General features: G+C 49.6%; 12 protein-coding genes and 1 pseudogene. 6 read left to right on the forward strand and 7 right to left on the reverse strand.

The genetic code is table 11. The features are described from left to right. Positions 1 to 15: 15 nt before the first annotated feature. From FEK66_RS13320 to FEK66_RS13335, 4 genes and pseudogenes are all read right to left on the reverse strand, one after another. The gene (locus FEK66_RS13320) at positions 16 to 1,344 is read right to left on the reverse strand and encodes an IS4 family transposase (RefSeq protein ID WP_135495001.1); all 1,329 of its coding nucleotides are present in this window, start codon (positions 1,342 to 1,344) and stop codon (positions 16 to 18) included. Between the two features lie 116 nt (positions 1,345 to 1,460). Then, entirely contained in the window at positions 1,461 to 2,381 is a 921-nt protein-coding gene (locus FEK66_RS13325) for a YgcG family protein (RefSeq protein WP_130207679.1), read from the reverse strand. A 233-nt stretch (positions 2,382 to 2,614) separates the two neighbouring features. Beyond that, positions 2,615 to 3,286, reverse strand: a pseudogene (locus FEK66_RS13330) (YgcG family protein); the annotation flags it as partial. A gap of 13 nt (positions 3,287 to 3,299) precedes the next feature. Then, positions 3,300 to 3,902 (reverse strand): LemA family protein, encoded by a 603-nt coding sequence (locus FEK66_RS13335; RefSeq protein ID WP_130207677.1) that lies wholly within the window; start codon positions 3,900 to 3,902, stop codon positions 3,300 to 3,302. Between the two features lie 172 nt (positions 3,903 to 4,074). On the opposite strand from FEK66_RS13335, the gene queE reads away from it, so the two are divergent. Then, a complete protein-coding gene (gene queE, locus FEK66_RS13340) occupies positions 4,075 to 4,746 on the forward strand; it encodes a 7-carboxy-7-deazaguanine synthase QueE (protein WP_135495000.1) in 672 nt (223 codons plus the stop codon). A gap of 474 nt (positions 4,747 to 5,220) precedes the next feature. Here the strand turns inward: queE and FEK66_RS13345 are convergent, their stop codons facing one another. Beyond that, positions 5,221 to 6,699, reverse strand: coding sequence for an FGGY-family carbohydrate kinase (locus tag FEK66_RS13345; protein WP_130207675.1), 1,479 nt, complete (start codon positions 6,697 to 6,699; stop codon positions 5,221 to 5,223). Between the two features lie 26 nt (positions 6,700 to 6,725). Further along, positions 6,726 to 8,003, reverse strand: a complete 1,278-nt coding sequence (locus tag FEK66_RS13350) for an MFS transporter (protein ID WP_130207674.1) — start codon at positions 8,001 to 8,003, stop codon at positions 6,726 to 6,728. Between the two features lie 318 nt (positions 8,004 to 8,321). On the opposite strand from FEK66_RS13350, the gene FEK66_RS13355 reads away from it, so the two are divergent. The 5 genes from FEK66_RS13355 to FEK66_RS13375 all read left to right on the forward strand — a co-directional run bounded on the left by FEK66_RS13355 (position 8,322) and on the right by FEK66_RS13375 (position 13,676). Then, positions 8,322 to 9,107, forward strand: a complete 786-nt coding sequence (locus FEK66_RS13355; protein ID WP_000021321.1) for an SDR family oxidoreductase — start codon at positions 8,322 to 8,324, stop codon at positions 9,105 to 9,107. A 69-nt stretch (positions 9,108 to 9,176) separates the two neighbouring features. Beyond that, positions 9,177 to 10,631 (forward strand): FAD-binding oxidoreductase, encoded by a 1,455-nt coding sequence (locus FEK66_RS13360; RefSeq protein WP_000059295.1) that lies wholly within the window; start codon positions 9,177 to 9,179, stop codon positions 10,629 to 10,631. Positions 10,632 to 10,652: 21 nt separating this feature from the next. Next, positions 10,653 to 12,062 (forward strand): MFS transporter, encoded by a 1,410-nt coding sequence (locus FEK66_RS13365; protein WP_167854251.1) that lies wholly within the window; start codon positions 10,653 to 10,655, stop codon positions 12,060 to 12,062. Further along, positions 12,040 to 12,819 carry an electron transfer flavoprotein subunit beta/FixA family protein gene (locus tag FEK66_RS13370; protein ID WP_130259338.1) on the forward strand — a complete coding sequence of 260 codons (780 nt, stop codon included), beginning with the start codon at positions 12,040 to 12,042 and terminating at the stop codon, positions 12,817 to 12,819. The genes FEK66_RS13365 and FEK66_RS13370 overlap by 23 nt, the downstream gene beginning before the upstream one ends. After that, on the forward strand, positions 12,816 to 13,676 hold the full coding sequence (locus tag FEK66_RS13375; RefSeq protein WP_135494998.1) for an electron transfer flavoprotein subunit alpha/FixB family protein: 861 nt from the start codon (positions 12,816 to 12,818) through the stop codon (positions 13,674 to 13,676). Before FEK66_RS13370 ends, FEK66_RS13375 begins: the two co-directional genes overlap by 4 nt. 146 nt (positions 13,677 to 13,822) lie before the next feature. Here FEK66_RS13375 and FEK66_RS13380 read toward each other — a convergent pair whose 3' ends face one another. After that, a complete protein-coding gene (locus tag FEK66_RS13380) occupies positions 13,823 to 14,398 on the reverse strand; it encodes a glycerol-3-phosphate responsive antiterminator (RefSeq protein WP_135494997.1) in 576 nt (191 codons plus the stop codon). Positions 14,399 to 14,409 lie beyond the last annotated feature (11 nt).

The raw sequence follows: 14,409 nt of genomic DNA on the forward strand, positions 1-14,409 counted from the left end.
TGTAATGCCAGTCAGTTAAGCAACTGACTGGCATTTTTTCAAGGCTGTGGGGTATCTCCAGGGCCTTTCCTTTACCACCCTGGGGAAGGCCCTTTCCCTTCTTGTCGGCAACCTTACCAGTTGTCCCATACTTTCAAGATCCCGCATCAGCTCCGGAATACGACCTGGTGAAGCCCCCTGAAGGGTCATCAGCATTCTCATGACCATGCCGCATGATTCTGAGAAGCTCAGCTGATTCGGCCAGTATCCTTTCAGATGGCCCGCCATTTTAATCATCTGATATCTCACCAGATTATACGCCAGTAACACGCCCCATAACTCCTGCTCCACAAGCTCCGGCTTTTTACTTCTCAGCGTCAGCCTGCTCAGTTGCATCGTCTGTTTCATTTCCCTGTATCCCAGTTCTATCTCCCATCGATGACTGTACAGGTCCGCCATTTCCCCTCCGGGGTAACGCATGGCGTCCGTCATCGACGTCAGCAGATGGCACATTTTTCCCTTGCGCGTCACGGTCAGCAGGCGGGCTGTCATCTCCTGTCCCAGATCCGGCCACTTTTTTCGCGCCTGAGGACTGGTTTTCAGCTTCACCAGATGGTCGCCTTTACCCAGTTTTCTGACCTCTTCATACTGCGCACCCTTTCTGAGCGGGATCATCCAGTGACGGTGTTCTCCCGCCCGGCTCCATGCATTCAGCAGCCCCAGTGAGTAATAACCTTTATCCATTAAGGTCAGGGTGTTATCGCCGGTCTGCTCTATCAGTTGCTCCGCGAGCTCATTTTCGCTGTTTTTCATCGTGCCGAAGGCCGCTGCTGTCAGCAGATGGCTGGTCAGCTCCATCTGACAGACCATTTTAACCTGTGGGTAGAGTGCCGGGGTTCCGCCATGTGTCTGGCGGGGAAAGGCGCTATCGTTTTCCGGCGTATCCGGTGTGCGCCAGAACACACCATCGATGGCCAGCAGGGTCAGGCCGCACCAGTGCGGATGCGACGTGGCGTTATGCCAGAGCTGCGCTGTCTGCGTGAACACGCGGCGGACGGCTTCGCTTCCCAGCCGCTGACGGGCCTGGATCACGGCGCTGGGGGCAACGAAGGGACGATTGCCGGGTAACATGATATCCAGACGGTTAACGATCTGATGAAGCGGTTCTTTACGTTCAAGGGCCATGCCGACAATACACCAGACCATCATTTCAAGAGGAAGGCGGCGCTTACGCAGGGTGACGGTGCCGGATTCGGCAAGGCAGCGGGAAATCAGTTCCGGGTCCAGATAGTCGCCCAGAGAAGTCAGTGGGTTACGCAGGGAATCGTAACGGGATACCAGATCAAGAGCCTGTCCAATGTGCATAAAAAAATCCGGAAACGGGTGAGCATTTCCGGATTCTTACACAGCCACTGGATCGGTCAACCGATCCTTAACTGATCGGCATTACAGCCTTCGGGCTGGCATTTTTTATGGTCGAGTTACCAGCGGCCTGAGGAACCACCGCCTCCAGATGAACCACCACCTCCGCTAAATCCGCCGCCGCCGCTAAACCCGCCACCACTTGAGCCTCCACCGGAAGAGGATGAAGAAGAACCTTTTCTTGAAGCTCTTTCTTTACCGAGTTTCTTATATTTGGCGCGTAGTTTTTTACTAACGATAAGCCAAAAGATAAGCAGCACTACGATCGCAAAAGGCGTTAACATACCGCAGGCAACGATTAAATTCGTCCATGGTCCTGGCTCTGCAACATAGAGGAATACCATCCCGTAAATTGCGCCAGTGAGTGCTATCCAGGGGAGATTTGACGGATCGGTAAAAACAATAAAATATGAAAGCACCGCCAGTAATATAATTACAGCAAGCGATAATGGAATAGGGGGATTGATACTGTAGTAATTCCCCCTGTTTTCCGGTAATTCACCATTCAGCAGAAGTGCGCCAATATTTTCGCTTGCCAGTGTTAACCCACCCATAAGGTCATCACTTTTGAAAGCAGGGATTAATATATCACGGATAATCTTCGCCGCTTGCAGGTCGGTAACCACCCCTTCCAGCCCGTAGCCCACTTCAATGCGAACTTTACGATCTTCCCAGACGACCAGGATCAGAATACCATCGTCACGACGCTCATCCCCCAGTTTCCAGCTATCAAAAACGCGAGTTGCATATTGTTCAATGGTATCGTCCCCGGTGGATGGCACAATTAATACGGCGACCTGGGCTCGTGTTTTTTGTGTAATATCCTGCAGCTGCTGTGTCAGTGATTGTTGTTCAGACGAGCTTAACGTACCAGTAATATCGGTCACCTGGTGGCGCAGCTCCGGCACAGCAATTTGCTGGGCAAGCACCGGAAGGCACCACAAAGCGAGTAAAATAAAGATTAAGCGCATTACGATCACCAGCGCCCGGAAGCGCCACCGCCACCAGACGAACCGCCGCCACCGCTGAAATTGTCATTGTCGAAAGACGATGAAGAGGAAGATGACGACGATGATGAAGAATGCCAGGAGGCCGAGTTGCTTCTTTCGTAACGTGATGGTCGGTTGGCGCTACGCATTGAATCACGCACCTTTCTGCCGAAAGGTGTGAAAGCGATAGCTACGGTCAGGAATGGTGTGGCGAAACATAATAATGTGGCAAGAACTCCCCAGCTCCCGCTATATCCAGCGATGGGAAGTACAAAAGCCAGTACTATGGCAGCAAAGCAAATCACTCCCAGCGTTTTGACATATCCTCTGGCGGAAATAAAGGTCAGTACTATCGCCCAGACTATCAAAGCCCACCAACCGCTAAAGGGCAAAGGGTGATCGGGCGATGTGTTATTGACTAAATCATTTCCTGATAGTCGGGTTTCAATATCACTGATACCCTGTTGCAAGCCGCCAGTAAGGTCGCCTTTTTTAAACGCTGGAATAATACTGTTGCGAATAATTTGCCCGGACTGTGCATCAGTAAGAATACCCTCAAGCCCGTAACCGATTTCAATATGAACTGTATGATCTTGCCAGGCAACTACCAGTAAAATACCGTCATCACGACCTTTATGGCCGGGCTGCCAACTCTCGAACACACGTGTTGCATATTGCTCGATGGTTTCTTCGCCTGTGGTTTCAACCACCAATACCACAAGCTGCGTCTGTTCTTTTTGCGTCAGGGCTTTAATCTGGCTGGTCAGCGTACTTACTTCCCCTCTGGTTAATGTCCCTGTTAAATCATTCATATATTTAGGTAATTCAGGTACTGGAACTTGCACTGCAAACGCAGATGAACAGACCAGAACAAGAAGTAAGATAAAATTTTTCATATAATTAACTCGCCTAATGAGCATTAGCATTCTGGCTAAAATCTATTGTTGGGGCTTTGCTTACTGCGGCGACATCATCCGGCAAATAATTTTTCTTTGGTGTGTAATCCATGACCTTTGCGGTTAACACTGCGGGAAATTTGCGGATAGTGACATTATATTGTTCAATGGCTTTAATATATCTTCCTCGCGCGACAGCAATTCGATTTTCGCTTCCTTCGAGTTGTACCATTAAATTTTGATAGAGTTCCTGAGCCTTTAATTCTGGATAACGTTCACTAATAATCGTTAACTGCCCGAGAGTGCGAGTTACCTGCGCCTGAGCTTGTTGCCAGGCTTGTAATTTTTGCTCATCTCCCGGAGCTTGCTGAAGATCGCTGCTGGCACGATTAGCTTGACTACGAGCTAACGTAACGGCCTCCAGTACCTCTTTTTCATGGCTGGAATAACCTTTAATGCTGGCGACAAGATTAGGAATAAGATCTGCACGGCGTTGATACTGATTCAATACTTCTGACCAGGAGGCATTGACCTGTTCATCATAGGTTTGAATATCGTTATAACCGCAACCTGATAAATTGAAAATAAATATAAATACGATGAATATTCTAAACATGTTTAAATCCCTTTTATTTAATTCCTTAAAACATAATACGCCGCTTCATTTTATTCTTAATGATCTGATTCACTTTTTACCTTAAACCCGCCTGTAACAGAATGTTAATAAAGCATGAATATTGCGGCAGGATCTGCAATAATTAACAATTATCCACTTCTCAGAGAATGCTATGCAGTACCCGATTAACGAGATGTTCCAGACCCTGCAAGGTGAGGGTTACTTTACCGGCGTCCCCGCCATTTTTATTCGTTTACAGGGATGCCCGGTCGGCTGTGCCTGGTGCGACACCAAACACACATGGGAAAAGCTTGAGGATCGGGAAGTTTCCCTTTTCAGCATTCTGGGGAAAACGAAAGAGAGTGATAAGTGGGGAGCAGCAAGCAGTGAAGACTTGCTCGCAGTCATCGGTCGTCAGGGATACACCGCGCGTCACGTGGTGATTACCGGTGGTGAGCCTTGCATTCATGACTTGCTGCCGCTTACTGACCTGCTCGAAAAGAACGGTTTTAGCTGCCAGATTGAAACCAGCGGCACTCATGAAGTGCGTTGTACGCCGAATACCTGGGTCACCGTGTCGCCAAAACTGAATATGCGTGGCGGTTATGAAGTATTGTCGCAAGCCCTGGAGCGAGCTAACGAAATCAAACACCCAGTTGGACGCGTACGGGATATCGAAGCACTGGATGAATTGCTGGCGACGCTGACCGATGATAAACCGCGAGTCATTGCACTTCAGCCAATTAGCCAGAAGGAAGATGCTACGCGTTTGTGCATTGAAACTTGCATTGCGCGTAACTGGCGTTTGTCGATGCAAACACATAAATATTTAAATATTGCCTGATTAAACATTTATAAGCGTTGTAAATGGGTGGGGTTTGTAAAGACTCCCACTCATTTATATTTTTTGTCTCCTCTGAACACTCATCCATTTTCCCCATTCCGGGCTAATCATTGTCATTCTCTACAAATTCTGTGGCGTTAATTTTTCGCTGGAGTGAAAATTATTACGTCGGAGTTTGGTAGATTTTAGTTTGTATAGAGTTATTTTATATATTTATCTTTTCAATCAATGGATTAAGTGCTCTTTAACATAATGGATATGTTGTTTGTGTGATTCTGTAAAGTTGGTAGATTGTGACTGGCTTAAAAATCATTAATTAATAATAGGTTATGTTTAGAGAGTTCCCCGCGCCAGCGGGGATAAACCGAATATCAAGGAAGTCATGAAGACTTCGACTATGAGCTCCCCGCGTCAGCCGGGGATAACCATTCAGGTATGTTCAGGCCGGGCAGTTTCCCGCCCGGTCTTCCTCATTTACGCATTCGACCAGCTCTGGATTGAATCCGCATTCCCCAGCTCACCATGCATCACTTCATACGATTTTTTCAGGATCACATCAGTATGTTTGGTTAAATCTTTGAAAATACCTTTATTCATCGCATCGTAGCGTTTGGCATTGCTCTCAATCGGCATAAAGACATCTTTCACGCGAACCATTTTGTCGACAGCCGTTGCGTAATCTGGATACAGACCAAGCCCTACAGCCGTGTTGATCGCCGCCCCCAGGCTTGCACAACCGTTAATGGCATTACGGCGCGCCGGAAGATTGAATACATCGGCAAAAATCTGCATAAACAGATCGCTGTTCGAACCACCGCCAGTAATGATCACATGCTTCGCAAAGTGATTCATTTCATTACACATATTGTCGTAATTGTTCTTCAGCGTTAGCGCCACGCTTTCCAGTATCGAGCGATATATCCATGCGTAATCCATGCTGGAATCAAAGCCGATCATAATCCCACGCTTGTAGGGTTCCCACGGATTGGTCAGCCAGTCCAGCACTGTCATCAGACCATTACAGCCAGGTGGCACACAAGAAGCTTTTTTGTTGAGCAAATCTTCCGGTGAAAGATCTTGTGCTTTGGCATCCTGAATTAACGACTCGCCTAACATGTCGCGCAGCCAGCTCACCGTCCACATGCCTTTTCGGATACCGTAACCTTCATAAAGCAACGTTTGCGGAATAGAAGACATAATCGGCCAGTACGCCAGCGGATCTTTCGGCAGTGCTTTACCGTTCATCATCAATGCGATGTAAGTGCCAAGAGAAATTACTGCCGTTTCATCATCCAGTAACCCGGCTCCCAGAGCTTCTACCGGTTTATCACTGGTGGTACAAACAACCGGCAGTCCTGCCGGGAAATGCGTCGCCAGCGCGGCTTGCGGTGTGATATGCCCAAGAACAGTGCCTGGCATTTGCACATCAAAAAGCATCTGGCGGGGGATATTAAACTTCTCCATTACCGCAGCATCTTCACTCCATGCCCAGCTCTTATAATCCACCGGCCACTGACCAAAATAGTTGGCGATATTATCTTTTAATTCCCCCGTTAAACGGTGCGTCAGATAACCCGAAAAAGAGGTGACATACGCCACGTCAGGATTCGTATGTTCGTAAGGGCGTGTAACGCGTGCATCCTGCCAGCTAATCAACGGAGCAGCAGGCGTGCCATCGGCTTTCAACAACGCGCGGCAGCAACGGATGGAGCCCAGACCAATGCCGACAATATCTTCTTTATTCCCGGCAAACTGGCTCATTAAATCGTGACCGGCAAAACATAATGATGCCCATAAATCGTCGTCAGGATGTTCTGCGGTATCGGCATCCGGCGTGTGCATCGGCTGTAATAAGCCTTTACCTTCGCAAACTACATTACCTTCCAGATCGTACATCACTACTTTTGTGCTCTGACTTCCGCCATCAATCCCTATGATGTATTTCTTCGACATGATTTTTCTCCTGTAATTTTTCTGGCTTACTTGCTGTTAGCCGTTGCGGGGGCGATATCAGCAGTACGAATTTTTTGGAACAGCAAAAAGGTAAAGACGATCACCATGCCGAGGGCCGCCATGCCCATCAGCCACATGTTGCGGTAGGCTTCTGCAGCGGGCAGGGTGTCCTGCCAGTGACCGATAATCGGGTAAACGAAGACATCCGGCAGGAATCCAATCACCGAACAAATACCTACCGTGGTACCCATAATGTAAGACGGTGTTCTCGCTTCGCCGGGGCAGGCCCAGTACAGCCCGCGTGAGGCGTAACAGGTGAATCCCAGTAGTAAAATCAGGCCAATCCCCATCGCGACCGATTGCGGGTTAGAGTTGGTAACGAGTAGGGCAGTCAGTGCCAGCAGGCCGATGATGGAAAGGATTTGGATCACGCGGGTAGGGGATTTCACTTTGCTGTAGGTGGTGATGATGCCGCCAAGTGGACCACACAGTGCGCGGAAGATTTTGTTGATCACAATCCCCATGTAGCTCGCCGCCACCAGCGACATGCCGTACATCTCGGTCAGATAGTTGGTGGAGTAACTCAGAATGGCGTAGATGGTGAAGACGCCAAAAATCACCATGCTGCAATACCAGGTGGTGCTGATGCGCAAAACGGCCAGGATGTCGCTAAGCTGGAATGACTGTTTTTCTTCGTTATTGGCACTGCGCAGGTTGTTGTTATCGCTAACAAAAAACCAGCACAGAATCCCCAATAAGATGTAAACCACACTGTAGATAATAATGACCGTTTTCAGGCTGGCGCTGTCATCCGGTGCAAAGCGAGAAAAGACCCACATGGTAAACACCGCCAGCGACATTACACCGACACCGCGCAGCCCTTCCATCCAGCCCATAATTTTCCCTTGCTCGCTATGATCGCCCAGCAATGAGGCGGCTTTAATCGACACTGACCACAGCATTAAAATAGTGGTTATGGCAAAGGCGACCTGAATACAGAGCATTACCCAGAGTGGTGGATAGGTTGCCATTATCAGGCCCAGCAACCCGGTAATGATCATCGCGGAAGTAATCATTTTGCGGTGTGAAAATTTATCGGCAATAACGCCGCTGGGGGCATAAAGAATAATGGCCGCAATACCAAATGTACTCATTATTAAACCTATCTCGGTATTGCTGAATCCCATAAATTTCGCCATGGGAATTTGATAAATATAACGTAAATAAGCCAGATCAAAACTTACGCCGCCGCTAAAACTAATTATCGCGAGGGTTATCCAACGGCGATATGAGTTGTGTTGCATATCGTATTCCCATTTGTAATAGACAAAAAAAAGAGAAAAGTAAGCCGCCCTTTCAGGTGGATTACTTTTCTCAGGTCTCTAGTAATTGCGATAAGAAATAACATGGAAAGCAGAGGTGTTGTGTGAGAGTAATCACGCTTCTGCTTTTTAAAACTATTTGATAATACGAACAGCACACTGTGATTACGATCACATTAGCAGTTATGCCCTTATGCTAAAAATTATCTCCAGTTACCAGAGATAATGAGAAAGGTAACTTCCCTCTCGCGGGGGAAGTTACCTTTCTTTTTTTTTGCCTTACGGAAATTGGAGCTAACTATGTCAATCGAATCTCTCAATGCGTTCTCAATGGATTTTTTCTCCCTGAAAGGTAAAACAGCAATTGTTACCGGCGGGAATAGCGGTTTAGGTCAGGCATTTGCAATGGCGTTGGCCAAAGCTGGCGCAAATATTTTTATTCCAAGTTTTGTCAAAGATAACGGCGAAACAAAGGAAATGATTGAAAAACAGGGTGTTGAAGTGGACTTTATGCAGGTGGATATCACCGCAGAAGGCGCACCGCAGAAGATTATCGCTGCCTGCTGTGAGCGCTTCGGTACCGTTGATATTCTGGTGAACAATGCCGGTATTTGTAAGCTGAATAAAGTGTTGGACTTCGGTCGTGCCGACTGGGATCCAATGATTGATGTGAACCTGACCGCCGCATTCGAGTTAAGTTATGAAGCGGCAAAAATTATGATCCCGCAGAAAAGCGGTAAAATCATTAATATCTGTTCATTGTTCTCTTACTTAGGTGGACAATGGTCACCTGCTTATTCTGCCACTAAACATGCTCTTGCCGGATTCACCAAAGCCTATTGCGATGAATTAGGTCAATATAATATTCAGGTGAATGGTATTGCTCCGGGATATTACGCTACCGATATCACTCTGGCGACCCGTAGTAATCCAGAAACTAACCAGCGCGTTCTTGATCATATTCCGGCAAACCGTTGGGGCGATACTCAGGATTTAATGGGCGCAGCCGTATTCCTCGCAAGTCCGGCTTCAAATTATGTCAACGGACATTTATTAGTGGTTGATGGCGGTTATTTAGTGCGCTAATCCATAACGGTGGTTTCTGTTTTCTCTTATTAATGATTATTCCATTTTTATTATCAGGAAGGAATTACTATGTCTTTATCTCGCGCAGCGATTGTCGACCAGCTAAAGGAAATTGTTGGTGCAGATCGCGTAATTACCGATGAAACAGTATTAAAGAAGAACAGTATTGACCGTTTTCGTAAATTTCCGGATATTCATGGCATTTATACTTTGCCGATTCCGGCAGCGGTCGTAAAACTCGGTTCCACAGAACAAGTCTCCCGTGTGTTGAATTTTATGAATGCGCACAAAATTAATGGTGTGCCGCGTACCGGCGCTTCCGCCACCGAGGGGGGACTGGAAACCGTTGTGGAAAACTCGGTGGTGCTCGACGGCTCCGCCATGAATCAAATCATTAATATTGATATTGAGAATATGCAGGCCACGGCGCAATGTGGCGTTCCGCTGGAGGTGCTGGAAAACGCGTTGCGTGAAAAAGGTTACACCACAGGGCATTCTCCGCAATCAAAACCGCTGGCGCAGATGGGCGGCCTGGTAGCAACCCGCAGTATCGGGCAGTTCTCCACACTCTACGGCGCAATCGAAGATATGGTCGTTGGTCTGGAAGCAGTATTGGCTGATGGCACCGTGACACGCATTAAAAACGTGCCACGCCGCGCGGCTGGCCCGGACATTCGTCACATCATCATCGGCAACGAAGGTGCATTGTGCTATATCACTGAAGTAACAGTGAAAATCTTTAAATTCACCCCAGAAAACAACCTCTTCTACGGCTATATCCTGGAAGACATGAAAACCGGCTTCAACATCCTGCGTGAAATCATGGTGGAAGGTTATCGTCCGTCGATCGCTCGTTTGTATGACGCCGAAGATGGCACCCAACACTTCACCCATTTTGCCGACGGAAAATGTGTGCTGATCTTTATGGCTGAAGGTAACCCTCGCATTGCGAAGGCGACGGGCGAAGGGATTGCGGAAATCGTTGCCCGCTACCCGCAATGCCAGCGTGTAGACAGCAAACTGATTGAAACCTGGTTTAATCACCTGAACTGGGGACCAGATAAAGTGGCTGCCGAACGTGTACAGATCCTCAAAACCGGCAACATGGGCTTTACCACTGAAGTCTCCGGCTGCTGGAGCTGCATCCACGAAATCTACGAAAGCGTTATTAACCGTATTCGTACCGAGTTCCCGCACGCCGACGACATCACCATGCTGGGCGGTCACTCCTCTCATAGCTACCAGAACGGCACCAACATGTACTTCGTCTACGACTACAACGTCGTTGACTGTAAGCCGGAAGAGGAAATCGACAAGTACCACAATCCGCTCAACAAAATCATCTGCGAAGAAACCATTCGCCTCGGCGGTTCGATGGTGCACCACCACGGTATCGGTAAACATCGCGTTCACTGGAGCAAACTGGAACACGGCAGCGCGTGGGCGTTGCTGGAAGGGCTGAAAAAGCAGTTCGATCCTAACGGCATTATGAATACGGGTACTATCTATCCGATTGAAAAATAATGTGTCAGGCAGCGTCCCGTGATGTCGGGGCGTTGCCTTTTCGGCTTCTCAACCGGGAAGCCGTTCTTATTACCGGACAATGAAGGGGTAAAGATGAACACTTCACCGGTGCGAATGGATGATTTACCACTTAACCGTTTTCACTGCCGCATTGCTGCGCTCACTTTCGGTGCGCACCTGACCGACGGTTATGTCCTCGGCGTCATTGGTTACGCCATTATTCAGCTTACTCCAGCCATGCAACTGACGCCGTTTATGGCGGGTATGATTGGCGGCTCGGCGTTACTTGGCCTGTTTATCGGCAGCCTGGTTCTGGGCTGGATCTCCGACCATATTGGGCGACAAAAAATCTTCACCTTCAGCTTTTTGCTGATTACGCTTGCTTCGTTTTTACAATTTTTTGCCACCACGCCAGAGCATCTTATTGGACTGCGCATTTTGATTGGCATTGGTCTGGGAGGCGATTACTCAGTCGGTCACACCTTGCTGGCTGAATTTTCCCCGCGCCGCCACCGCGGTATTTTGCTGGGCGCGTTCAGCGTGGTGTGGACCGTAGGCTATGTGCTGGCAAGTATTGCCGGACATCACTTTATTTCAGAAAGCCCTGAAGCCTGGCGCTGGCTGCTGGCATCGGCAGCTCTGCCCGCGTTGTTGATTACGTTATTACGCTGGGGAACGCCAGAATCGCCACGCTGGCTACTGCGACAGGGGCGTTTTGCAGAAGCTCACGCTATCGTGCATCGCTATTTTGGTCCCCATGTTTTACTGGGCGATGAAGTGGCAACGGCGACCCATAAACACATCAAAACCTTGTTCTCTTCGCGCTACTGGCGGCGCACGGCGTTTAACAGCGTCTTCTTTGTCTGCCTCGTAATCCCATGGTTTGTGATTTATACCTGGCTGCCGACCATTGCCCAAACTATTGGTCTGGAAGATGCGCTGACCGCCAGCCTGATGCTTAATGCGTTGTTAATTGTGGGCGCGCTGCTGGGATTAGTTCTGACGCACCTGCTGGCACATCGCAAATTTTTGCTGGGAAGTTTTTTGCTGCTGGCGGCAACGCTGGTAGTGATGGCCTGTTTGCCTTCCGGCAGTTCATTAACGCTGCTGCTTTTTGTTCTCTTCAGCACCACCATTTCGGCGGTCAGTAATCTGGTGGGCATTTTGCCTGCGGAAAGTTTTCCTACTGACATTCGCTCGCTGGGCGTCGGTTTTGCCACCGCCATGAGTCGACTTGGCGCGGCGGTAAGTACGGGCCTGCTGCCGTGGATTCTGGCGCAGTGGGGGATGCAAGTTACTTTATTGATCCTGGCGGCAGTGTTGTTAGTGGGTTTTGTCGTGACCTGGCTATGGGCACCAGAAACTAAAGCCCTCCCGCTGGTGGCGGCGGGAAATGTAGGAGGTGCGAATGAACATACTGTTAGCGTTTAAAGCCGAACCGGATGCCGGGATGCTGGCGGAAAAAGAGTGGCTGGCGGCGGCTCAGGGTAATAGCGGACCGGATGTTTCGCTACTGCGAAGTTTACTCGGTGCTGATGAACAGGCCGCTGCCGCGCTGCTGTTGGCGCAGAGAAAAAATGGCACGCCGATGACTTTAACCGCGTTGAGCATAGGCGATGAACGGGCGTTGCACTGGCTGCGCTATCTCATGGCTCTTGGGTTTGAGAAAGTTGTATTGCTGGAGACGGCGGCAGATCTGCGCTTTGCGCCGGAATTTGTCGCCTGGCATATTGCCGAATGGCAGCGCCAGAATCCGCTGGATCTGCTAATTACCGGCTGCCAAAGCAGCGAAGGACAGAATGGGCAAACGCCATTTTTGCTGGCGGAAATGCTGGGCTGGCCCTGTTTCACCCAGGTGGAGCGTTTCACTCTCGACGCGCCGTTTATCACCCTCGAACAGCGTACTGAAAATGGGCTGCGCTGTTGTCGTGTCCGCTTGCCCGCGGTGATTGCTGTGCGCCAGTGTGGCGAAGTGGCCTTGCCAGTACCGGGAATGCGCCAGCGTATGACGGCGGGGAAAGCGGAAATTATCCGCAAAACTGTTGCTGCTGAATCGCCAGCGATGCAGTGCCTGCAACTGGCAAGGCCAGAGCAACGACGCAGAGCGACGCTGATTGATGGGCAAACGGTAGCAGAAAAAGCGCAAAAGCTATGGCAGGACTATTTACGCCAAAGGATGCAGCCATGAATATCGCAATTGTGACAATAAATCAGGAACATGCCGCAATAGCGGGCTGGCTGGCGGAGCAGGATTTCAGCGGCAGCACACTAACGCACTGGCAAATCGAGCCGCAGCCGATGGTCGCGGAACAGGTGCTGGATGCGCTGGTAGAACAGTGGCAGCGAACGCCTGTGGACGTTGTTCTCTTTCCGCCGGGAACGTTTGGTGATGAACTGTCGACCCGGCTGGCCTGGCGTTTACATGGTGCAAGCATCTGCCAGGTGACTTCGTTAGATATTCCAACCGTAAGCGTGCGCAAATCCCACTGGGGAAATGCGCTAACGGCGACGTTGCAAACAGAAAAACGCCCGCTATGTCTTTCGCTGGCACGTCAGGTGGGAGCAGCGAAAAACGCCACGTTGCCCTCTGGTATGCAGCAACTGAACATTGTTCCCGGGGCGCTTCCCGACTGGCTGGTTAGCACAGAGGATCTTAAAAATGTTATCCGCGATCCATTAGCTGAGGCCAGACGGGTGCTGGTAGTGGGGCAGGGCGGCGAGGCAGATAGCCATGACATCGCTACGCTGGCTGAAAAGCTGGGGGCAGAAGTGGGCTACAGTCGGGCGCGAGTGATGAACGGTGGCTTTGAAGCCGAAAAGGTCATTGGCATTTCCGGGCATTTGTTGGCGCCAGATGTTTGCATTGTGGCGGGCGCATCCGGTGCGGCAGCGTTAATGGCGGGCGTACGTAATAGTAAGTTTGTGGTGGCGATTAATCATGACGCCAGCGCGGCGGTATTTTCGCAGGCAGATGTTGGTGTGGTAGATGACTGGAAAGCCGTGCTGGAGGCACTGGTGACAAACATTCACGCAGATTGCCAATAACGTACAGCCGGATGCGGCGTGGACGGGGGCCAGGCTCGGGACTTGTAGGCCTGATAAGACGCGTCAATCGTCGCATCAGGCGCTGAATGCCGGATTTGGCGTGCAGCCTACAAATCACACAAATTCAATTCGTTACGATTATCCCGTCAAAGCAATTTTTTTGCTAACGTCCAGACCCCGGTATTCGTGGTGGAAAGCGCCACCACACCCGCGTTAATCGCATTACGCGCATCTTCTTCATCGCACACCAACCCACCAGCAATCAGCGGTTGGCGTATTTTCTCCGTCACCCAGCCCAGCACTTTGGGCATACAGCCTGGCAGGATCTCAATACAATCTGGGTTCGATTGCGCAACCTGCTTATCAATGTTGTGAAACGAAATCGAATCGACAATAAACAGGCGATGAATACAGAAAAAACCTTCCGCTCTTGCCGCTTTCAGCATCGATGCTTTCGTGCTGATAATGCCGTCCGCTTCGGTCACCAGTTTCAGAAACTGAATCACCACTTCTTTGTTCGATGCACCTTCCAGCAAATCGACATGAATAAAGGCATATTTCCCGGCGTTCTTAATCTTTTTAACGATATGGCTGATGGTGCAGATATTGCCGTACAACACGGAAATAAACTGGCATTCAGAATCGATTGCCAGTTGCAGGCTGGCATTATCTTTAACGGTAGCAATCACCGGATTCTGGCGGAGCAGGTGTAAGAGGGACATAAATTATCCTT

The sequence above is a fragment of the Escherichia sp. E1130 genome (assembly GCF_005781065.1).
Taxonomy (GTDB): domain Bacteria; phylum Pseudomonadota; class Gammaproteobacteria; order Enterobacterales; family Enterobacteriaceae; genus Escherichia.

Coding starts and splice junctions, on each gene's coding strand:
- FEK66_RS13320 (WP_135495001.1), bottom strand. CDS start 1,344: ATGCACATTGGACAGGCTCTTGATCTGGTATCCCGTTACGATTCCCTG.
- FEK66_RS13335 (WP_130207677.1), bottom strand. CDS start 3,902: ATGTTTAGAATATTCATCGTATTTATATTTATTTTCAATTTATCAGGT.
- queE (WP_135495000.1), top strand. CDS start 4,075: ATGCAGTACCCGATTAACGAGATGTTCCAGACCCTGCAAGGTGAGGGT.
- FEK66_RS13345 (WP_130207675.1), bottom strand. CDS start 6,699: ATGTCGAAGAAATACATCATAGGGATTGATGGCGGAAGTCAGAGCACA.
- FEK66_RS13350 (WP_130207674.1), bottom strand. CDS start 8,003: ATGCAACACAACTCATATCGCCGTTGGATAACCCTCGCGATAATTAGT.
- FEK66_RS13355 (WP_000021321.1), top strand. CDS start 8,322: ATGTCAATCGAATCTCTCAATGCGTTCTCAATGGATTTTTTCTCCCTG.
- FEK66_RS13360 (WP_000059295.1), top strand. CDS start 9,177: ATGTCTTTATCTCGCGCAGCGATTGTCGACCAGCTAAAGGAAATTGTT.
- FEK66_RS13365 (WP_167854251.1), top strand. CDS start 10,653: ATGTCGGGGCGTTGCCTTTTCGGCTTCTCAACCGGGAAGCCGTTCTTA.
- FEK66_RS13370 (WP_130259338.1), top strand. CDS start 12,040: ATGAACATACTGTTAGCGTTTAAAGCCGAACCGGATGCCGGGATGCTG.
- FEK66_RS13375 (WP_135494998.1), top strand. CDS start 12,816: ATGAATATCGCAATTGTGACAATAAATCAGGAACATGCCGCAATAGCG.
- FEK66_RS13380 (WP_135494997.1), bottom strand. CDS start 14,398: ATGTCCCTCTTACACCTGCTCCGCCAGAATCCGGTGATTGCTACCGTT.